The organism is Bacillus sp. YH3-2-B2 (genome assembly GCF_053663335.1).
Window position 1 is genome coordinate 434,390 of the sequence record NZ_JBSJQE010000002.1, and the last position, 20,270, is coordinate 454,659.

Annotated in this window: 23 protein-coding genes; 13 read left to right on the forward strand and 10 right to left on the reverse strand. The window is 47.2% G+C overall.

Translation table 11 applies throughout. From position 1 onward, the window contains the following. Positions 1-352: 352 nt before the first annotated feature. Positions 353-739, reverse strand: a complete 387-nt coding sequence (locus ACWJJX_RS07165) for a DUF5362 family protein (protein ID WP_003151208.1) — start codon at positions 737-739, stop codon at positions 353-355. Between the two features lie 135 nt (positions 740-874). After that, positions 875-2,323, reverse strand: coding sequence for a cardiolipin synthase (cls, locus tag ACWJJX_RS07170; protein ID WP_070082503.1), 1,449 nt, complete (start codon positions 2,321-2,323; stop codon positions 875-877). 220 nt (positions 2,324-2,543) lie between these two features. Here cls and ACWJJX_RS07175 point away from each other — a divergent pair, with 220 nt between their 5' ends. Then, positions 2,544-2,981 (forward strand): DUF5392 family protein, encoded by a 438-nt coding sequence (locus tag ACWJJX_RS07175; protein WP_007614328.1) that lies wholly within the window; start codon positions 2,544-2,546, stop codon positions 2,979-2,981. 31 nt (positions 2,982-3,012) lie between these two features. Here ACWJJX_RS07175 and ACWJJX_RS07180 read toward each other — a convergent pair whose 3' ends face one another. Continuing rightward, complete coding sequence (locus tag ACWJJX_RS07180; RefSeq protein WP_003151216.1) at positions 3,013-3,462, reverse strand: DUF5362 family protein; 450 nt, start codon at positions 3,460-3,462, stop codon at positions 3,013-3,015. Beyond that, positions 3,459-3,950, reverse strand: a complete 492-nt coding sequence (locus tag ACWJJX_RS07185) for a GNAT family N-acetyltransferase (protein ID WP_101563124.1) — start codon at positions 3,948-3,950, stop codon at positions 3,459-3,461. The genes ACWJJX_RS07180 and ACWJJX_RS07185 overlap by 4 nt, the downstream gene beginning before the upstream one ends. A 138-nt stretch (positions 3,951-4,088) precedes the next feature. On the opposite strand from ACWJJX_RS07185, the gene ACWJJX_RS07190 reads away from it, so the two are divergent. Both ACWJJX_RS07190 and ACWJJX_RS07195 read left to right on the forward strand, forming a co-directional pair. Next, the gene (locus ACWJJX_RS07190; protein WP_017418752.1) at positions 4,089-4,958 is read left to right on the forward strand and encodes a M23 family metallopeptidase; all 870 of its coding nucleotides are present in this window, start codon (positions 4,089-4,091) and stop codon (positions 4,956-4,958) included. 91 nt (positions 4,959-5,049) lie between these two features. After that, a complete protein-coding gene (locus tag ACWJJX_RS07195; RefSeq protein ID WP_070082500.1) occupies positions 5,050-5,472 on the forward strand; it encodes a VanZ family protein in 423 nt (140 codons plus the stop codon). 17 nt (positions 5,473-5,489) lie between these two features. Here the strand turns inward: ACWJJX_RS07195 and ACWJJX_RS07200 are convergent, their stop codons facing one another. Next, on the reverse strand, positions 5,490-6,065 hold the full coding sequence (locus ACWJJX_RS07200; protein ID WP_128574478.1) for an undecaprenyl-diphosphatase: 576 nt from the start codon (positions 6,063-6,065) through the stop codon (positions 5,490-5,492). 164 nt (positions 6,066-6,229) lie between these two features. Here ACWJJX_RS07200 and ftsW point away from each other — a divergent pair, with 164 nt between their 5' ends. Beyond that, positions 6,230-7,384: a putative lipid II flippase FtsW gene (gene ftsW, locus ACWJJX_RS07205; protein ID WP_003151221.1), complete on the forward strand. Its 1,155-nt coding sequence runs from the start codon at positions 6,230-6,232 to the stop codon at positions 7,382-7,384. Positions 7,385-7,436: 52 nt separating this feature from the next. Here the strand turns inward: ftsW and ACWJJX_RS07210 are convergent, their stop codons facing one another. Both ACWJJX_RS07210 and ACWJJX_RS07215 read right to left on the reverse strand, forming a co-directional pair. Continuing rightward, positions 7,437-7,787, reverse strand: coding sequence for a P-II family nitrogen regulator (locus ACWJJX_RS07210; protein WP_003151222.1), 351 nt, complete (start codon positions 7,785-7,787; stop codon positions 7,437-7,439). Between the two features lie 17 nt (positions 7,788-7,804). Then, positions 7,805-9,016: an ammonium transporter gene (locus tag ACWJJX_RS07215; RefSeq protein WP_003151223.1), complete on the reverse strand. Its 1,212-nt coding sequence runs from the start codon at positions 9,014-9,016 to the stop codon at positions 7,805-7,807. Between the two features lie 252 nt (positions 9,017-9,268). On the opposite strand from ACWJJX_RS07215, the gene ACWJJX_RS07220 reads away from it, so the two are divergent. From ACWJJX_RS07220 to ACWJJX_RS07230, 3 genes are all read left to right on the forward strand, one after another. Next, the gene (locus ACWJJX_RS07220; protein WP_406528878.1) at positions 9,269-9,835 is read left to right on the forward strand and encodes an isochorismatase family protein; all 567 of its coding nucleotides are present in this window, start codon (positions 9,269-9,271) and stop codon (positions 9,833-9,835) included. Beyond that, positions 9,832-11,196 (forward strand): MFS transporter, encoded by a 1,365-nt coding sequence (locus ACWJJX_RS07225; protein WP_454022852.1) that lies wholly within the window; start codon positions 9,832-9,834, stop codon positions 11,194-11,196. The genes ACWJJX_RS07220 and ACWJJX_RS07225 overlap by 4 nt, the downstream gene beginning before the upstream one ends. Positions 11,197-11,359: 163 nt before the next feature. Then, complete coding sequence (locus ACWJJX_RS07230) at positions 11,360-12,814, forward strand: NCS1 family nucleobase:cation symporter-1 (protein ID WP_146275694.1); 1,455 nt, start codon at positions 11,360-11,362, stop codon at positions 12,812-12,814. A gap of 35 nt (positions 12,815-12,849) precedes the next feature. On the opposite strand, the gene ACWJJX_RS07235 is transcribed toward ACWJJX_RS07230, so the two are convergent. Together ACWJJX_RS07235 and ACWJJX_RS07240 are read right to left on the reverse strand one after the other, a co-directional pair. After that, positions 12,850-14,046 carry an MFS transporter gene (locus ACWJJX_RS07235; protein WP_014305989.1) on the reverse strand — a complete coding sequence of 399 codons (1,197 nt, stop codon included), beginning with the start codon at positions 14,044-14,046 and terminating at the stop codon, positions 12,850-12,852. 24 nt (positions 14,047-14,070) lie between these two features. Beyond that, entirely contained in the window at positions 14,071-14,484 is a 414-nt protein-coding gene (locus tag ACWJJX_RS07240) for a MarR family winged helix-turn-helix transcriptional regulator (RefSeq protein ID WP_007407562.1), read from the reverse strand. A gap of 331 nt (positions 14,485-14,815) precedes the next feature. Here ACWJJX_RS07240 and spoIIID point away from each other — a divergent pair, with 331 nt between their 5' ends. From spoIIID to ACWJJX_RS07260, 4 genes are all read left to right on the forward strand, one after another. Continuing rightward, positions 14,816-15,097: a sporulation transcriptional regulator SpoIIID gene (gene spoIIID, locus ACWJJX_RS07245; protein ID WP_003151236.1), complete on the forward strand. Its 282-nt coding sequence runs from the start codon at positions 14,816-14,818 to the stop codon at positions 15,095-15,097. 179 nt (positions 15,098-15,276) lie between these two features. Beyond that, positions 15,277-16,278, forward strand: coding sequence for a cell shape-determining protein Mbl (gene mbl, locus ACWJJX_RS07250; protein WP_003151237.1), 1,002 nt, complete (start codon positions 15,277-15,279; stop codon positions 16,276-16,278). A 159-nt stretch (positions 16,279-16,437) separates the two neighbouring features. Beyond that, positions 16,438-17,235: a flagellar hook-basal body protein gene (locus ACWJJX_RS07255; RefSeq protein WP_007614310.1), complete on the forward strand. Its 798-nt coding sequence runs from the start codon at positions 16,438-16,440 to the stop codon at positions 17,233-17,235. A gap of 24 nt (positions 17,236-17,259) precedes the next feature. Further along, complete coding sequence (locus ACWJJX_RS07260; RefSeq protein WP_031379247.1) at positions 17,260-18,081, forward strand: flagellar hook-basal body protein; 822 nt, start codon at positions 17,260-17,262, stop codon at positions 18,079-18,081. A 17-nt stretch (positions 18,082-18,098) separates the two neighbouring features. Here ACWJJX_RS07260 and ACWJJX_RS07265 read toward each other — a convergent pair whose 3' ends face one another. Further along, a complete protein-coding gene (locus ACWJJX_RS07265) occupies positions 18,099-19,163 on the reverse strand; it encodes a response regulator aspartate phosphatase (protein ID WP_060673909.1) in 1,065 nt (354 codons plus the stop codon). 195 nt (positions 19,164-19,358) lie between these two features. Between ACWJJX_RS07265 and fabZ the strand changes: the two genes are divergently transcribed. Beyond that, complete coding sequence (fabZ, locus tag ACWJJX_RS07270) at positions 19,359-19,784, forward strand: 3-hydroxyacyl-ACP dehydratase FabZ (protein WP_003151242.1); 426 nt, start codon at positions 19,359-19,361, stop codon at positions 19,782-19,784. A 56-nt stretch (positions 19,785-19,840) separates the two neighbouring features. Then, a complete protein-coding gene (mscL, locus tag ACWJJX_RS07275) occupies positions 19,841-20,236 on the forward strand; it encodes a large conductance mechanosensitive channel protein MscL (protein ID WP_003151243.1) in 396 nt (131 codons plus the stop codon). Positions 20,237-20,270: the final 34 nt, after the last annotated feature.

The following is a 20,270-nucleotide window of genomic DNA, read 5'->3' on the forward strand; positions in this document are numbered from 1 at the left end:
ATTAAGAACAATTGTAATTTAATTACAAAGACCCAAAAAACTGTATGATGAGTGGTCTTGTACCGCCATAGCCTTATTTCGCAGAACTGAGTGATTTCAGTTGAAACTCTGAGGAAAAGTTTTATTTGAAAAAACTTTTTTGCCGAAAGAATATCTGCATACAGCGCTTCAGCAGGCGAGAATTTACAAGACCTTGAGAGCACGGAGTCCATGACCCGAACGGAAAGCGCGCTGGAGCATACAGCGTCAATGCTGTTCGCCGTATTGGCAAATCCAAAGCAGAAAAACTTTACCGTTGTCGAAGAAGCGGAATAAGAAAAAATCCCGGGCGGATGCGCCGGGATTTTCCTTTTTAATATGTATTGGCATCAATATTATTAAACGCGTCGTCCACGATGCCGAGCGTCATGAGGACAATGAAAAGAACGATACCGAGAACGGACAAGCCGACCGTCACGATCAGATAGATCCCCTGCATTTTCACGAACTTTGCATAATTCTCCAGCATATGTTCCTCTGTCAGTTCATTGAACTGCGCCGCCATCTGTCCCGCTTCATTTGCCGAGCGCATCAGAAAAATGCCGGCAATGATCTGCAAAACGCCGGGAATGGCTCCGATTAAAAAGAAAAACGCGCCCGACAGCGCCGCAAACGCGCCTATAATAATAAACAAAATACCTGTCGCTTTTCCCCATTTCGAAATAGAAATAAGCGAACGATTCACTGATTCAGGTTTCAAACTATGGCACTCCTTTACAAAAAAATACTCACTTTTCATTTATACACTATTCGGTCATTCTTTTGAATAAAAAATGTGCTTTTTCATGCCGTGTCCGTTTTTATATCAGAAAATTCCCGAGAAACATCCCGGGAATTACAAAATCGGCGAAAGAAGTCTTGAAATCGATTCTTTAATGCGGATCCGCAGCGAACGCTCCTGATATTCTTCATACGTATATTTTCTGGAGACGAGCAGATCTTCTTTAAATGAGGAAATGAGTTTTTTCGCGATGGTGACGTCATAAATAAAGGCGTTGACTTCAAAATTAAGTCTGAAGCTTCTGACGTCGATATTCGCCGTACCGACTGAAGCCGTCTCATCATCGACGACAATCGTTTTTGCATGAATAAAGCCGTTATCGTAAATGTAGACTGAGGCTCCGGCTTTCAAAAGATCGCCGATGTAAGATAAAGTCGCCCAGTAAACGAAAGCGTGATCCGGTTTGTTCGGGATCATGATTTTGACGTCGATGCCTGACAGACAGGCGATCCTGAGGGCGTCCAAAAGACTTGAGTCTGGAATAAAGTAAGGCGTCTGAATCAGGATCGATCGTTTGGCCGTTGAGATCATCTTGATATAGCCGTTTTTAATTTGTTCCCATTCTGAATCAGGTCCGCTCGTGACAATCTGCATCCCGACATTGCCCTTCGGCTCGCATTCCGGAAAATGATTCGGAACGTAAGTGAGCGTATGGTGATGGGAGGCTTGGTTCCAATCGAGAATAAACCGTGTCTGAATGGCATGTACCGCCGTGCCTTGAAGTCTGAGGTGCGTATCGCGCCAGTAGCCGAATTTCGGATTCAGGCCGAGATATTCATCTCCGACGTTAAAGCCGCCGACATAGCCGGTTTCGCCGTCAATGATGACGAGCTTGCGGTGATTCCGATAATTGAGCCGCAAATTAATCGGACGAAGCCTGGAAGGAAAAAAGACTTCCACATGGCCGCCGGCGTCCCGCAGCGGTTTGAAGAATTTTTTTCTGAGTGATCTTGAACCGAGTTCATCATATAACACTCTGACTTTTACGCCTTCCCGTGCTTTTTTCACTAAGGCATCGCGCAATTTTTTTCCCAGTTCATCACCTTTATAAATATAGTATTGAAGGTGAATGTGATCTTTTGCGTTGGAAATGTCCTTCATTAAGCGTTTGAACTTATCGCGCCCGTCCGTTAAAATCTCCACCGAATTATCCTCTGTAAAGACTGCGTGGTTGTTCATGACAAGCATATAGATGAGGTCTTTATTATCCACAGTCGCCCTGTTGTTAAATTGGAATTGCCTCGACTTCAGATCTTTCAGCTGAAACTTCAGCAGCTTTTCTATTCCGATTTTTTTACGGTCTTCCCATTGAAACAGATGCTTGCGTCTCAGGTTATGGCCGAATAACAGGTATAAAATAAACCCTAAAATGGGAATAAAAAAAAGAACCAAGAGCCAAGCCCATGAAGCGCTGGCATCGCGTCTTTCTTTGAAAATCATGATGATGGCCAAAAGTATATTTAAAACGAAAAAAAATCCGAATAAAATAAATGAAATGCTCACTTTGCAACCCCGCTATATCATATTTATCAAGACTGTGCCCATTAGTATTCCGACAAGTGCAGCAATCTGATTCCCATTTCAAATTATAACATTGACATTTTGAAAGAATAAAGAGCCGGAATCAAAGATGAATGCAGTTTTCTTTCAAAGAAAGTTCCGGGTGCGGTAAAATATGCATATATGAAAAAGAATACAAAAATGACAGCAAAGGGGAGAGGGCATGAAGCTGGAGCATGCGGAACAATTGCCGGGATTCATAAAAAAAGAAATTCAGAAAATACAAATCGCCATCGCGCCGCTGATGAAAAAAAGCATCATTTACCGTTTTCTTGCTTTCCCGCTCGCCGCTTTTAGTCTGTTTCATCTGGCATCGCTTTTGATTCAGGCCCCTTCCGGGAGAGGAGCTCTCGTATCGGCCGGCATTTTTGCCCTCCTTGCGGCTCTGGGTCTTGCGTTTTTTAAGGAAGCCGGCTATCAGCGGAAACAGGTGCAAAAAACGATCCGCCTTTATATGCTGAACAGGATCAGAAAAAGCGATATTCTGTCTGAGGAACGGAAAAGCGCCTATACCCGGCTGATTGCCGAGGAGCCGTCTGCGATGAAGAGCTTTATTGAATTTTTAACGGAAGAAGACCGGAAAAAAGAAATGCTTTATTAAAAAAGAGCTGACGCGCGATCAGCTCTTTTTGTCATTCAAACACAGGGTCGTTCTCATAGTAATATGAATCAGGCGTGTCATACGTATCAGTGCTGTAATAAGCCATAATTCCGATGACAGCGAAGATGACGACTAAAATAAAAGCGAGAATGCCCAGTACCACACTGGATGCCGCGTAAAAAAACTGCATTTTGATAAATGACGCGTAATGTGCAAGCATATTTTCTTCCGCGTTTTCTTCTAGTCCTTCCTGAAGGGCGGCAGCCGCTTTTGCCGAGCGCATCAGCATGACGCCGGAAATGATGAGCAGAACACCCGGAATGGCTCCGAGCAGCGTCACAATGGCTGACAGAGCGGAAAGAGAGCCCGTGATGATCAGAAACACGGCGGTGATCTTTCCCCATTTGGCGATGTCGGCAAGGGAACGGGCTTTTTTATTGAGCGGCTGGTTTTCGTCTTTGTCTTTATCGATGGTGATCATGACAGTTCTCTCCCTAAAATGTTCAAGTCATATCGTTTTCCGTCCATTTCGGCGATACCCGGGAATACGCCCCATTCGGTAAAACCGAATTTTTCAAACAGCTTAATGCTCGGCACGTTATGTCCGAAGATAAAAGCCATCAGGCTGCGGATGCCGATTGTCGGAGCGAGTGCCAGGGCTTCTTTCAGCAGAAAGCTTCCTGCTCCTTTGCCGCGGCAATCCTGATGCAGATAGATGCTGATCTCCGCCGTTTTGTCATAGGCCGGACGGCCGTAAAACGTTTCAAAGCTGATCCAGGCCGCCACTTTGCCGGTCTCATCTTCCGCGACCATCAGCGGGCGCCGGTCCGTGTGCCGCAAAAACCAATCCATCCGGTCTGCGGGCGTCACTTCTTCCGTATCAGCCGTTACCATTCGTGAGGCAATCGTCGAGTTGTATATGGCCACCACCGCATCTAAATCCTCCAATACGGCTTTGCGCAGGGTCAAATTCATATTCCGGGATCTCCCTTCACATTTCATTACATAATCAAGTGCAATCTGCACATACTACTTCCAAAAAAGTTTTTTATGGATGTGTATATATTTTCAGAAAAGTGTTCAGAATGTTGCTGAGGTGATGAACAAATGAGAGAGGAAGAAAAGAAAACTTCTCAAGTCAAAAAACTTCAGCGGTTTTTTCGCAAACGCTGGATATTCCCTGCAATCTACTTAGTCAGTGCGGCCGTCATTTTAACAGCTGTCCTTTGGTATCAATCCGTTTCGAATGATGTGAAGGACAATCTGACGAACAACGGCGGAAACTCCGCGTATGACAGCGGCAAAGACGATGCCGTCGAAGTAGGCAAGTCAATGGAAAACGTCGCAATGCCGGCTGCTCATTCTGAAAATGTTTCTGTTGTGAAAAAGTTTTACGAATCTGATGCCGCAAAAAAAGAGAAAGAAGCAGCACTTGTTAACTATAATAACACGTACAGCCTCAGTAAAGGAATTGACTTAGCTGAGAAAGACGGAAAATCATTTGATGTTTCTGCTTCTCTGAGCGGTACGGTTGTTAAAGCTGCTAAAGACCCGGTACTGGGGTATGTGGTTGAAATTGAACACTCAGACGGCCTGTCTACTGTCTATCAGTCTTTATCTGAAGTCAGCGTCGATCAGGGCGACAAAGTAAAGCAGAACCAGGTCATCGGTAAATCCGGAAAAAATCTTTACAGTGAAGAAAGCGGAAATCACGTGCACTTTGAAATCCGCAAGGACGGCGTAGCGATGAACCCGCTCAATTTTATGGACAAGCCGGTAACATCAATTGAAAAAGCGGCGGCTGAAGAGAAAAACGCTGTAACAGAAGAAACGGAAGGGTCAATTCAGCAGTCTTCCGAGAAAAAAGATGTGACGCCTAAAAAAGAAACCGAAGAAAAACCAGGTGACAAAGAGGACGGCACAAAAGACAAGACAGATGGTAAAGATGACGGCTCAATGAAAGATTCGGGCAAGTAATCTTGATCCCAAAGCGTCTATCAGCTCTGATAGGCGCTTTTCATATTGCCGCATGTGCCTTTATACTGGTAGAAAACGAAGGAGATGCTGAATGAATAAATGTCTGGCGGCCGGGTGGCTCGTCTTTGTTTTCGTTTCTGCTTTGACTGAAAGCTTTCACGATATGATTGTGTCGCAGACGGTGTCCTTCCGTTTCACGTCCCATCCGGATGTGTCCGGTTTCTTTGTGTTCGATATGGCGGAGCTCGCCATACCGGAAGCGGCGATTCAAAAGCTTGGGCACGCGTTTTCATTTTTTGTGCTCGCCTATTTGTTTTTCAGGGAGCGCAGGCGCATGAAGAGGGCGGTGCTGTATGCATTGGCCGCCGCTTTCCTGACAGAAATCGTCCAGCTCTTTTTCGGCAGAAACGGATGCCTCCGCGATGTGATGATTGACAGTCTCGGCATTGCCGCATTCTGTGCTTTACAAAGGAAAAAGCATACAGCCAAACATACAAAAACCGGCAGTCTGTGACAGACGCCGGCTTTTTTTTATATATTATGGTTTGTCGATTTGCTTTTATGAACGATACTTTCATAGATTCGCACGATCAGATCGACAATCGGACGAAGCACATTTGAAAATCTGAACAGCAGGAATCCGACAATGAGGGAAACGACAATGCTTCCGAGCACATCGATCGGATAATGATGGCCGACCCAAATTCTTGAGAAGCCGGTCAAAAGGCCGAAAATCACAAGCGGCCAGCCGAGTTTTTTGTTGCGGAACAGAATCGCAATTGAAATCGCCAAAGCGCCTGTCGTATGGTCACTCGGAAATGAAGCATCCGCGGCATGAGGGATCAGTGTATGAACCGTATGCTCGACAAAGGGGCGCGGCTCGACATAGACTTTCGTGATGAGGTAGTTGATGATAAGCGCCGCAACACCCGTGAAGCCCGCGTACAGGGCGTTTTGTCTGCCTTTTGTGCTTCCGAACAGCCACATGGCAAGCAGGAAAAGGGCGTAGGCGTAAATGGCGTATTCCGTTATAAATACCATGATAGAGTCGAGAATGGCACTATGGTGCGACAAACCATTGATCGCTTTAAATAGTTCGTAATTCACAAATATCACCTTTTATCTTTATTTTATATGAACAGTGTAATGCTTTTTTCTATGAGACACAATTGGTATTAAAAATAATCATAAAAAAGTAAACAGAATGAAACGTGACTGTATTACTGTGCGTCAAGTATGCGGGAAAAGAATAGCCGAAGGAGTTTTGTCCGTTGCTGAAACGTTTGAAAAACGCCGATCTGCCGCTTGTGTTTGTCATTATGCTGCTTTGCGGATTCGGCTTGTTAATGGTGTACAGCGCCAGTGATGTGATGGGGTCTCAGCGGTACGGAGATCCATCCTATTTCTTCCATAAACAAAGTGCCTCTTTACTGATCGGATTATGCTTATTTCTATTTGCCGCCTGTCTGCCGTATAAGCGGTATGCGCGGCTTGTACCGCTGTTTGTGGTCGGTTCGCTGGTATTGCTGCTGCTCGTATTGATACCGGGAATCGGGCTGGAGCGGAATTTTTCCCGCAGGTGGCTGGGAGCGGGCCCGCTTGTCGTACAGCCGTCTGAATTGGCGAAGATCGCCATGATTTTGTATTTCGCTTCGATTTATACGAAAAAGCAGCCGTACATTCATCAATTTGTGAAAGGGGTTCTGCCGCCTTTAGTGATTTTGGGGACCGCTTTTCTGCTGACATTGGCGGAGCCTGATTTAGGGACGGCTTCCTTAATACTGGCGGCGTGCGGGTCGATTTTATTATGTGCCGGCTTGAAAAAGCGCCATCTGTTCGTGCTCGGCGCGACGGCGGTGTCGGGGGTTGTTTATCTCGCATTTTCTGCTTCCTATCGTGTGAAGCGCCTCGTTTCCTTTACCAATCCGTTTGGTGACGCGAACGGGGACGGCTATCAGCTGATTCAATCCTATTTTGCTATTTCCGGAGGCGGGTTTTTCGGAAGAGGGCTTGGAAACAGTGTTGAAAAAATGAACTATCTGCCTGAGGCGCATACCGATTTCATTATGGCCGTGATCAGCGAAGAGCTGGGGATATTCGGTGTTCTGATCGTTTTGGGATTATATTTTGCGTTAATGCTTCTCGGCGTAAAAACGGCCGTGCGGGCTGATGACCCGTTCGGGAAGCTTCTTGCCATCGGAATTACGTTTCAATTGATGTTTCAGGTTGTCTTGAATTTGGGAGCGATGAGCGGACTCCTCCCGGTTACGGGTGTGCCGCTTCCGTTTATCAGTTATGGCGGTTCTTCATTGATTATGACGCTGTTTTTGTGCGGCATACTGGTCAATATCAGTACATATGCGAAAAAACAAACCGTACGGCATAAGCGTCCTGCCCCGCATGAAAAAAAGGCTTCTTCTTTTTAATGAAGCCGGAAAAAACGCCCGGAATATTTCTGTTTCCGGGCGTTCTGTCTGTTTATAAAGCTCCTGGTCCTTCTTCTCCGGTGCGGATATTAATCGTGTTTCCGATTTCATAGACGAATATTTTGCCGTCTCCGGGCTCTCCCGTTTTCAGCACTTTTTTCGCCGTTTCCACGACTTGATCAACGGGGACTTTACTGACAACGATTTCCACTTTCAGCCGTTCATACACATTGCTTTCAATTTTGACTCCGCGGTACAGTTCGGTGTGAGCTTTTTGAAGGCCGCAGCCGTGTACGTTGGAGAAGGTCAGCGATGTGACTCCGATTTTACCGAGTTCCTGTTTTAATGTTTCAAACTTAGCCGGACGCGTAACGATTTCTACCTTGAACATTTGACCGCTCATCTAAGCCACTCCTCACTTTATAAGTCCTGATATGCTTTTTCCCCGTGCATCGTTAAATCAAGCCCAAGTGACTCTTCTTCTTCGCTGGCGCGGAGGGGAATGAACAGACCTACAATTTTAATGATAACGAAAGTGACAATAAATACAAATACATAGGTTGCCGCAATGGCTGCAATCTGCTTCCAGAGCAGTCCCGGATCGCCGTAAAACAGCCCGTTTGCCCCGCCGTCATTGACGGAAGTGGTGGCGAATAAACCGGTCGCGATGCCGCCCCATGTCCCGCCGATTCCATGCAGGCCGAAAGCGTCAAGCGCATCATCGTATCCGAAAGTCTTTTTAAGCCAATACACGCCCCAGAAGCAGACAAGCCCGCCGATGAAGCCGATTACGATGGAAGAGAACGGCGTAACGAACCCGGCAGCCGGCGTAATGGCGACAAGCCCGGCAATAGCGCCTGATACAGCACCCAGCATGGTCGGTTTTTTGTTCAGCATCCATTCGATTAAAATCCAGCCGATAATTCCGGCCGCAGCCGCGGTGTTTGTGTTAATGAAGGCAAACATCGCGATACTGTCAAGCGTGAGGGCGCTGCCGACATTGAAGCCGAACCATCCGAACCAAATGAGCGCCCCGCCCAAGAACGTGTAAATTAAGTTGTGAGGCGAAGCCGCCGTGCCGTCCTTGCGTTTCCCGAGCACAATCGCCAGCACGAGCCCGGCGACCCCGGAAGAAATGTGGACGACGTTTCCGCCTGCGAAGTCAAGAGCGCCCATTTGGCCGATCCAGCCGCCGCCCCATACCCAATGCGCAACGGGCGTATATACGAGGGAAGCCCACAAAAAGGAAAATACAAGAAAAGCACTGAATCTCATGCGTTCAGCAAATGCTCCGGAAATAATGGCCGTCGTCAGTACGGCAAACGTCATTTGGAACATCATGAATAATGAATGCGGGATCGTATCACTGTAACTTCCGGGTTCAAAGCCGACCCCCTTCAGCCCGGCCCATTCAATCCCGCCAAGCCATGTATTCCCGGGGGCAAAAGCAAGTGAATATCCGTACAAAACCCAAACGACGGATACGATGGCGAGGGAAGAAAAACTGTGCATTGCCGTGCTGAGCACGTTTTTGCTTTTTACCATTCCGCCGTAAAACAAAGCCAGCCCGGGGGTCATCAGCCACACGAGTAAAGCGCAAAAGAACATAAATACTGTATCGCCCATCTGCATGTTGTATTCCTCCGTCTCATTCAAAATGTAATCGTGATTAATTCATTATTATAGAGAAAAAAGAACGATAAAACATTTTCGTGTAAGGTTATCTGACATGGTTTTTTGCGTTCATAATGTCGCTTTTTCAAAGAGGTGTCATGCGACTTTATATCCATAAAAAGAGCGCCGGAGCATGGCGGAAGAAATCCTGTCCGGGAAAGAGTAAAATAAACGGGGTGAGAAACACTAACTGCATCAGGAGGAATCATTATGACAACATCATTGAATCTGCAATTTGAAAAAACGGCTTTGGTCATTATTGATTTACAAAAAGGTATTGTGCCGATGGATAAAAGCGGTACCGTTGTGCCGAACGCGAAAAAATTAATTGATGTGTTCCGGGAAAAAGGCGGATTTATCAGCTTTGTGAACGTGGATTTTCATGACGGAGCGGATGCGCTGAAGCCGCTGACGGATGAAGAGGCGGCGGGCCATTCGGCTCCGCCGGCGGATTGGGCTGAATTTGTGCCTGAAATCGGAGTGAAAGAAAATGATTATACGGTAACAAAACGGCAGTGGGGCGCGTTTTTCGGCACGGACCTGGACCTTCAGCTCAGAAGACGGGGAATCGACACGATTGTGTTATGCGGGATTGCGACAAACATCGGTGTGGAAAGCACGGCGCGGGAAGCTTTTCAGCTCGGGTATCAGCAAGTTTTTGTAACTGACGCGATGGCGACATTCAGCGATGAACAGCACGAAGCGACACTCAAGTTTATCTTCCCGAAAATCGGCAGAAGCCGGACGGCGGAAGAATTTATCGCGCAGACAAAATGACAATCTCCAAAAAAAGCCGCGTCCTGTTCTTGACGGCCGTGGCTTCGGGGACGATGCTGAACCCATTGAACTCGTCGATGATTTCTCTTGCGCTTCACAGTATTCAGCATGAATTTCACCTGTCGTTTACAACGGTGTCCTGGCTGATATCGTCCTTTTATCTTGCCAGCGCGGTGGCGCAGCCTGTTACCGGGAAGCTCGGTGATATGCTCGGCAGGAAGAAGCTGTTTTTGATCGGGCTTCTGCTGGTTGCCATCTCGGCGGTCGGCGCGCCGTTTGCGCCGACTTTTATGACATTGCTGATCATGCGGCTTTTTCAATCGATCGGAAGCAGCGCGATATATCCGTCCGGCGTCGGATTGATCCGTTCAAATATACAGGAGAAGCAGGCTTCGGCGCTGGCCGTCCTGTCAATCTTTGCATCAGCCATGACGGCGCTCGGTCCGACTCTCGGCGGTTTTCTGATCGTTTGGGGAGGGTGGCCGGCGATCTTTTTCGTCAATCTGCCGTTTATCATTCTCAGCTTTTTTCTCGGAATGTATATGTTTCCGAAAGATGAAAAACGCGAGATCGGCGGCTTGAAAGGCGTGCTCCGCCAGCTTGATACGATCGGGATACTTCTGTTTGCCGGAGCGATTATCCTTCTCCTGTCGTTTTTATTGTCCTTCAGTACGAAGCCTCACTATACAGAAGGCGTATTCGGGCTTTTGTTCGTCGGGCTGTTTATCTGGCGCGAGCTGAAAACGGAGAAGCCGTTTATAGATATCAGGCTGTTTAAAACGCATCGGAAACTATCGTCGGTGTATATTCAATTTATTTTGCTGAATATATTCTTTTACTGCATCTTTTTCGGGCTTCCGAGCTATTTTCAGGATGAAATGCATTTGTCCGTTCAGACAAGCGGATTGATTATGCTGTTTATGTCGGGGATGAGTATTCTGGTGTCGCCTTTGACCGGAAAATGGATAGATAAGAAAGGGCTTCTTCAGCCGATTGTTGCCGGAACCTGCCTGACCGCGATCGGAGCGGTGCTGTTAACGTTTTTCTTCCTTCAGGCGCCCATGATAGGAAAAGGGCTGATCCTGTCCGTGCTGGGTGTCGGCTACGGCTTCGGAAATGTCACGTTTCAGGCGGCCATGCTGAAAACGAGCCCCGCCGACATGGTCGGAACAACGTCCGGCCTGTTTCAGACCTGCCGGTATCTCGGTTCGATTTTGTCTTCTGTCATTTTGGGCATTCTTTTCGGGAAAGAAATTACCGCCGGCCATTTTCATATGCTTGGGACGATTCTTATCGTTGTCGGCGCCGTAAGCCTTTTGATGGCGTTCCGGTTTTCGGTTCTCCTCAAAAAAGCCTCTTAACAGGCGCAAAAAAAAGAGACGGGCTCTCCCCGTCTCTTTTTTTGTGTAATGTGCTCAAAAAACAAAACGATTATTGTCGACAGCAACCAATGTTATTTACGGAATTTTCAGTTATATTTTTTCACATGTGATGTAAGGAAAACGTACATGCGGGAGGGAGAAAATGAAAAAAACAATGAGTGATCGGCTGAGCAACAAAGATTTACTGCCTTTAGAAGACGGCGAACGGACATGGAAAGCAATGAATTTTGCATCCATCTGGATGGGGTGTATTCATAATATCCCGACCTACGCGACTGTGGGCGGGCTCATTGCGATCGGCCTTTCTCCGTGGCAGGTGCTCGCCATTATCGTGACGGCGTCACTGATTTTGTTCGCCGCTTTGGCCTTGAACGGCCATGCCGGAACGAAATACGGCCTGCCTTTTCCGGTCATTATCAGGGCCTCTTACGGAATATACGGCGCTAACATTCCGGCGCTTCTCAGGGCGTTTACAGCCATCATGTGGCTCGGAATTCAAACATTTGCCGGGAGCACGGCTTTACACATTCTGCTTTTGAACATATGGCCTGGCTGGGGGAGTCTCGGCGGAGATTGGAATATATTCGGGCTTCATCTGCCGGGCTTTCTGTCGTTCATTTTCTTTTGGGGCATTCATCTGCTTGTGCTGCGGCACGGCATGGAATCAATCAAAAAATTTGAAGTGTGGGCGGGCCCGCTTGTTTATCTCGTCTTCGGCGGCATGGTCTGGTGGGCGATAGATATTGCCGGCGGGCTCGGTCCGATTTACTCACAGCCGGGAAAGTTCCATACCTTTTCTGAAACGTTTTGGCCGTTCGCCGCCGGAGTGACGGGAATTATCGGAATATGGGCGACGCTGATCCTGAATATCCCTGACTTCACCCGGTTCGCCGCGTCGCAAAAAGAACAGATTCGCGGCCAGTTTTACGGGCTGCCGGGAACGTTTGCGCTGTTTGCGTTTGCAAGCATCACGGTGACATCCGGATCACAGGTAGCATTCGGAGAACCGATTTGGGATGTGGTGGAGATTTTGGCCCGGTTTGATAATCCTTTCGTCATCGCTCTTTCGGTCATCACACTTTGCATCGCCGCCGTCTCGGTTAACGTGGCGGCAAACATCGTGTCACCGGCCTATGACTTGGCGAATGTCCTGCCGAAGTATGTTACATTCAGAAGGGGAGGGTATTTGACCGCCGTTTTGGCTCTGTTCACAATACCATGGAAGCTGATGGAGAGCGCCACGAATGTATATGCGTTTCTCGGACTCATCGGCGGGATGCTCGGACCGGTGGCCGGGGTGATGATGGCTGATTATTTTATTATCAGAAAAAGGCAGCTCTCAGTTGAAGACCTTTATTCAGAAACCGGACAGTACACTTATTACAAAGGCTATAATTACCGGGCCTTTGCCGCAACCTTTCTCGGCGCGTTTATTTCTTTAATCGGGATGTACGTCCCGGCGTTCGCCGGCATCTATGATATTTCCTGGTTTGCGGGTGTCATTTTGTCATGTCTCGGTTATACGGCGCTTATGTACATTCATCCTCCTTATGCAAAAGCGGAGGGACGAATCGTGCGGGAAAGAGCGGCCGAATAAAAAAAGCCGGGGGCTGTCCCCGGCTTTTTGTCATATCAGTCTGCGATTGAAACGTTTCCGTCCGCTTCAAGCGGCGTTCTTTTTTTCTGGCTCCAGCCATACAGGAGCAAAGCAATCAGGACGAACAGCCCCGCTGCCAGATAAATCGAATGGAATCCGGCCGAAGCGACGAAGAGGCCGAATACATATGACCCGCCGGCAATCCCGCTGTCAAAGAAAGTGAAGAAGGTCGCCGTCGCAAAGCCTGAACGGTGTCCGGGCGAATTCTGAATCGCCAGCGTCTGCATACACGGTACGATAGAGCCGTATCCGAGACCGATTACGGCACCGGACAAGAGAAGCATGAAGGCGCTGTTTGTCATCGCCAGCATGCAAAGCCCCGCGGAGAACACGATAATCGACGGATAGATGACGATTCCCGGCCCCACTCTGTCAAACAGCTTTCCTGTGAAAGGACGGGCGGCCATCATCGTCACGGCGAAACAGACGAAGAAATAGCCGCTGACATCCAACAGGTGGATCGTCTTTGCATAAACGGATAAATATGAAGTCACACTTGAATAACAGAAAGAAATGGACAACCCGACAATCGCGATTTTAAGCGCGCCTTTTTCAAACATGTCGGAGAAAGAAAAACGGAACACAGTCGTTCCGCTGTTGTTTTGATCCGGCACACGAATCATAAAAGCAATCAGCAAGCCTAAAGAAACAAATACAGCAAAAAGCGTAAAGAAAACCGGGAACGATATGATTTTCACAAGGCTCAGTCCGAGAAACGGACCGATCGCCATGGCAAGGTTCATAGACATCGCAAAGTAACCGAGCCCCTCGCCGCGCCGCTTGGCGGGAATAAGGTCAGCGGCAATTGCGCCCGTGACCGTCGTTAAAATGCTGAACCAGATGCCTTGGAAAAAACGCAGTCCGAGCAGCAGATAGAAATTGTGTATCGGCAAATACAGATAAGAAGACAGGGCGAACAGCGCCAGAGATACAATCGTCATTCTTTTCTTGCCGAACCGTTCAATAATCGCCCCTGAAAAAGGACGGGTGATAATAGCAGATAACAGGAACAGGCTGATCAAAAGCCCTCCTTGCGATTCACTGCCGCCAAGCTCCTGAATCATATAGATAGGCAGCACGGCCAAAAATGTATAAAAGAACACAAAGACAAATAAATTCACGAGTACGACCATAATAAAATCTTTGGTCCAGATCGAGTCAGATTTACTCAAAAGTACAGCACTTCCCTTTCTTTATTATTTCGTTAAAAACACATTCAGAAACTCAGAAAAAGCTTCCTTATCTCCATCTTGGAAATCCGCAAGCATGTCTTCCTCGAACTTCAGCATCTCTTGATTGATGCTGTCGTATTTCAATTCAGCTTCCTTCGTTAGGACGACGAGCTTTTCCCGCTTGTCTTCTCCCTGTTCCCGCTGAATCCAGCCGTTTTCTTCAAGGCGTTTGATCGTTCTGGTAACGGTCGGCGCCTCTACGTTCAGATAGGACCAGATTTCTTTTTGGGTCATCGGCCCGATCGTTTTTAAGCAATATAGGATTGACCATTGAGAGGAGTACAGGCCGAATGGTTCCAGCCGTTCATTGGCTTTCTTCGTAATCAGGCGGGCGCATTGATTGATTTGATGAATGAGGCGTCTGTTGACGTGGATCATTTCCGTTCTCCTTTTCAAAAAACTTACCTAAGTAACTAATTGTGCTGTTTCATTCTACAGCAGGATCGCGCGGATGTAAACCCCCCGTTCAAAAAGCAGAAAATTATGACCCGCCCCTTGTCCTTATTGAGTTTTTAGCATATTCCCAATTCATTGCTAATACACTGTTACAAACCTATCAAAGAGAGTGTTTGAGGTGAGGGATCGTGGGCATATTTCTAAAACCTTCTTATATAATCGGACAACGAAGAAGCTGCATCATCAGTGAATCTGTTACAGAATACGGATCTCATTTCACACTTCTCACATCCAACTGGGGAGGTCGAGTGGTGTGCACGATTACATCAAAGAGCGAACAATCAAGATTGGTAAGTATATCGTGGAGACGAAAAAAACCGTTCGTGTCATTGCGAAAGAGTTTGGTGTTTCCAAAAGTACCGTACACAAAGATCTGACAGAACGCCTGCCTGAAATCAATCCTGACTTGGCGAATGAAGTAAAAGAAATACTCGATTATCATAAATCCATCAGACATTTAAGGGGGGGCGAGGCGACGAAATTAAAGTACAAGAAGGATGAAATTCTTGAAGGGGAGCCCGTTCAGCAGCCGTAGCGCCTGACGTCTGCCGGGCCCTTTTTTCTCCTCCAGGCGGTTTCGCGAATATCCGCAAAATTTTGTCAAGAACTTATATCGTTCAGCAGCTTTTTTTTGATAAATTATGATAATATATATAATTAGGGCACAATGTGGATATTTTACTGTGAAACAGATATCAAGGAGGATATAAATAGATGTTTGCAAGGGATATTGGAATTGACCTCGGTACTGCAAATGTACTGATCCATGTAAAAGGAAAAGGAATTGTTCTGAATGAGCCTTCCGTTGTGGCACTTGATAAAAACAGCGGCAAAGTGCTGGCTGTCGGTGAAGAAGCCAGACGAATGGTTGGACGTACACCTGGGAATATTGTTGCGATCCGTCCGCTGAAAGACGGCGTAATCGCAGACTTCGAAGTAACTGAAGCCATGCTGAAACATTTCATTAATAAGCTGAATGTAAAAGGACTTTTCTCAAAACCGCGCATGCTGATCTGCTGCCCGACGAATATTACGTCCGTTGAGCAAAAAGCGATTAAAGAAGCAGCTGAAAAAAGCGGCGGAAAGCATGTGTACCTTGAAGAAGAACCGAAAGTTGCCGCTATCGGCGCGGGTATGGAAATCTTCCAGCCGAGCGGTAACATGGTTGTTGACATCGGAGGCGGTACGACAGATATCGCAGTTATTTCTATGGGCGATATTGTCACCTCCTCTTCTATTAAGATGGCTGGGGACAAGTTTGACATGGAAATCTTAAATTATATCAAACGCGAGTATAAGCTGCTGATCGGTGAACGTACCGCTGAAGATATTAAGGTGAAGGTCGCAACGGTTTTCCCAGACGCACGTCATGAAGAAATCACCATCCGCGGCCGTGACATGGTTTCAGGTCTGCCGAGAACGATTACAGTAAACAGCAAAGAAGTCGAAGAAGCCCTTCGTGAATCAGTTGCCGTCATTGTGCAGGCCGCCAAGCAGGTTCTTGAAAGAACACCGCCTGAATTGTCCGCTGACATCATCGATCGCGGCGTTATCATTACCGGCGGGGGAGCGCTGTTAAACGGGCTTGATCAGCTTCTTGCCGAAGAGCTGAGGGTGCCGGTTCTTGTCGCTGAGAACCCGATGGATTGTGTTGCGGTCGGAACCGGCGTCATGCTGGATAACATGGACAAGCTTCCAAAACGCAAACTGAGCTGATGATAAAACCTCATTCTGAAAAAGAATGGGGTTTTTTTCTGTCAAACCCTTCACGAACGGGAATGTAAATCCGATAATAAGAAAAAATGCTGATTTTCATTATAGAACAAATGTTCCGGTTAGGCAACTGGAAATAATGCTATTTCAGAGGTGGAAGACTTGTTAAAAGGATTATATACCGCAACGTCCGCAATGATTACACAGCAGAGAAGAACGGAAATGCTGTCAAATAACATCGCAAACGCGAATACGTCAGGATACAAAGAGGATCAAGGTTCAATCCGCGCCTTTCCCGAGATGCTTCTGAGCCGAATAGAAGGCGACAAAAAAACGAAAATCGGTTCCGTCAACACAGGCGTATACATGCAGGAGCTGAAACCGTTGTTTACGCAGGGAAGCCTGAAAACGACCGATCAGCCGACCGATATCGCGCTTATGGAGAATCAGGTTCCCAAGAATGCCGAAACGAATGAAAACGCCGAGCTGTTTTATCCCGTGCAGACCGCGGGCGGCGTCCGCTATTCAAAAAGCAGCACTTTCTCATTAAATGAAAACAATCAGCTTACGATAAACGGAAACCTTGTTTTATCAACAAACGGACAGCCGATTACAGTCGACAATGAAAAATTCACGGTATCAGAAAACGGAACGGTCACGACAAACGGCCGGCCGGCGGGGCAGATTGACATCAGAATGGAAGAAGACGTGCGCAATCTGAAACGGGACGGCAATGACCTATACAGCACGGCCGACGGCTCTGAACTGCCGAGCGCGGCGGCGAATCCCCAGGTCTCGTATTCATTAAAGCAAGGCGTCTCGGAGCTTTCGAATGTGGACGTGACGAGCACGTATACAGAAATGACGGAAGCATACAGATCATTTGAAGCCAATCAGAAAGTCATTCAGGCTTACGATAAAAGCATGGATAAAGCCGCAAATGAAATCGGCAAAGTGTAACAAAATGGGGGACGTTCAATTATGATGCTCAGATCAATGCTGACGGCTTCAACAGCCTTAAATCAGCTTCAGCAGCAGATGGATACAGTCAGCAGCAACCTTTCAAACAGTGATACGACAGGCTATAAAGCGAGGGACTCCCGCTTTTCCGAGCTGATCAGACAGCAGTATGACCATATAGATGACAAAAAGGAAAATTCGCCGAACATGCGGAAAACGCCGCCCGGCCTGCGTCTCGGCGCCGGGACGGTCATGACTCCGCAGCTGGACTCAGGGCAGGGAAGCATCAAAAAAACCGACCGTGACCTTGATATCGCGTTCACATCACCTTATCAATATCTTCAGGCAGAAGCGGACGGACGGCGGGTGTATACAAGGGACGGCTCACTTTCCCTCAAGCCGGCCGGCGGAAATGACCGGCTGCTTCAGCTGATGACAGCGGGAGGCAATCCCATTCTCGATGAGAACGGCCAGCCCATACAAATTGACAGTTCGCTGAATCAGCTGAAAATCAGCAAAACCGGAACGCTGACTGCTTCAGACCAGGCAGGAACCCGTTCGCAGACGTTTAATCTCGGCATCGTCAATGTCAATAATCCTCAGGCCCTTCATGCGGAAGGGGATAATCTGTTTTCCGTAAACGGAGCGGGTGCTTCAGCGATTGAAGAGCTTACCGGCGCAAACCGGCAGGCAATCGGCATGGAGCAGGGCGCGCTTGAAAGTTCAAATGTCGATATGTCAAAAGAAATGACCGACCTAATCGTGTCTCAGCGTTCCTATCAGCTGAACAGCCGCACGATTACATTGGGAGACCAAATGCTGGGCTTAATCAACTCAGTCAGATAAAAGAAGGGGCGTTTTGATCAGCCGCGCATGATAAAAAATGCGGCTTTCTCAAAATCGCCCTTTTTTTTGTAGTAATCAGTAATATCCTGAAGCAGCACTTCCAAATCCACCCACGCTTCAATTTTCTGCAGCTCCAGCACGAGCTTCTGCAACCGGTCGTACGGGTCCTCCTGAGCGGTGTACAGTATGTTGAGCGCGGTCAGCTTCAATTTCATAATCTTGTTCTGCACTTTTTCAGATATGTATAAACCTTTCTGCAGCACGGTTTGTCCTTCGGCGGCATATCCGGTTTTAAAAAGTGCTCTGACCGCTTCGTATACACAATGCAGGTAGGAAACGGGAGACTCTTTCTCGAAACGCTGATTGCCCAATACCTTTTTGTAAAAAGGGAGGGCCTCTTTATCTTTTTTCTGGGCGGTCTTTAAAAAACCAAAATTATAATAGGCGTGGCACAGCAGGTTATTGTCATTGATCCGGTCCGTTATCTTTATGGATTCATTAAAGAGCTGTTCTGCGTCTTCATAGCGTGCCTCGTCTATGTAATTCACGGCGAGAAGCAGCCGGCAGCTGAGCGTTTTTTTGATGTAGCCGAATTCACCTTGATAGATTTCCAGCGCTTTGTTGACATATTGAATGGAGAGCGCAGGCGACTTCATCATGTAATATGCACCCGCTGTTTTATAATAAAATTCAGCGGCTTCGAAACGGTCCTGAATGGCCGGCAGGTACTGTTCAGCTTCTTTAAAGCGGCAGACAGCACGGTTCGGAGCGCCATTCACCATATGGAATAACCCTTTGAAAAAATAGAAATAATAAGTTAATTCATGATCCATCTCATCTTTGCGCCGCTTCAGCTCGCAGAACAATTTAGTCAGACCGTCTTTTTTCTCAAACAGCAGCTGAAACCGTGCGAAAAACAGCTGATATCTGAGATTGAGCTTTGCATTCTTTTGTAATTTGGGGAGATGCTGATTGATTTGTTCGTGAAGGGAACGGGCTAGATCGAATTGGCGTTTTCCCATGGCGTCATACCATTCATTCAGCATCACCAGCGTGCGTTTTTCAGTAAACTTAGCAATCATCTTCCAACCTCTTTGCATAGGGTAAAAATCTTTATTTATCATAACACATTAATGGACGAGGCTCATTGCCAGCTGGTTACAGTTTACAGCGCGGTTGAAAAAGAAATTGATTCATAATATACTTCCAAATGTACAGATTGGTTACCACTTATACCTTCTATACATACTATTGTCGATGAAGGAGATGTCAAGAGAATGCTTGATACTCAGCAAATTAAAGAAATTATTCCCCATCGCTATCCGTTTCTTCTGGTAGACAGAATTACGGAAGTCGAAGAAGGAAAACGGGCGGCGGGATATAAAAATGTGACGGCGAATGAAGATTTTTTTAACGGCCATTTTCCTGAATACCCTGTTATGCCGGGCGTATTAATCGTAGAGGCTTTGGCGCAGGTCGGAGCTGTGGCGATGCTGATTAAAGAAGAAAACCGGGGCAGACTCGCGTTTTTTGCGGGGATTGATAACTGCCGTTTCAAAAAGCAGGTAAAACCGGGTGACAAGCTGGAGCTTGAAGTGGACATTACACGTGCACGCGGTACGATCGGACGCGGAAAAGGCGTTGCCAAAGTTGACGGCGAGCTCGTGTGTGAAGCTGAATTAACCTTTGCGCTCGGAGAATAAAAACAAACAGATGGGCTTATAAAAAAGCCCATTTTGTATAGAAAGGGGTGAATGTAATGTGGTCAGAATTTAAAAGCTTTGCGATGCGGGGCAATATCATGGATCTGGCAATCGGTGTCGTCATCGGCGGCGCTTTCGGCAAAATTGTGACGTCGCTCGTTGAAGACATCATCATGCCGCTTGTCGGCCTGCTTCTTGGCGGTCTTGACTTTTCAGGGCTGGCCGTGACATTCGGCGATGCTCATATCAAGTACGGAAGCTTCATTCAAACGATTGTGAACTTCTTCATTATTTCATTTTCTATCTTTATCGTGATCCGCACAATAGGCAAGCTGAGACGTAAAAAAGAAGCAGAAGAAGAGGCTGAAGAAGCAGAAGAAACAGATCAGCAGACAGAACTGCTGACTGAAATCAGAGATCTGCTGAAACAGCGGGCTCCTCACAATGACTAAGGCACAAAAAAAGGCTGGATGATTAACGTCCGGC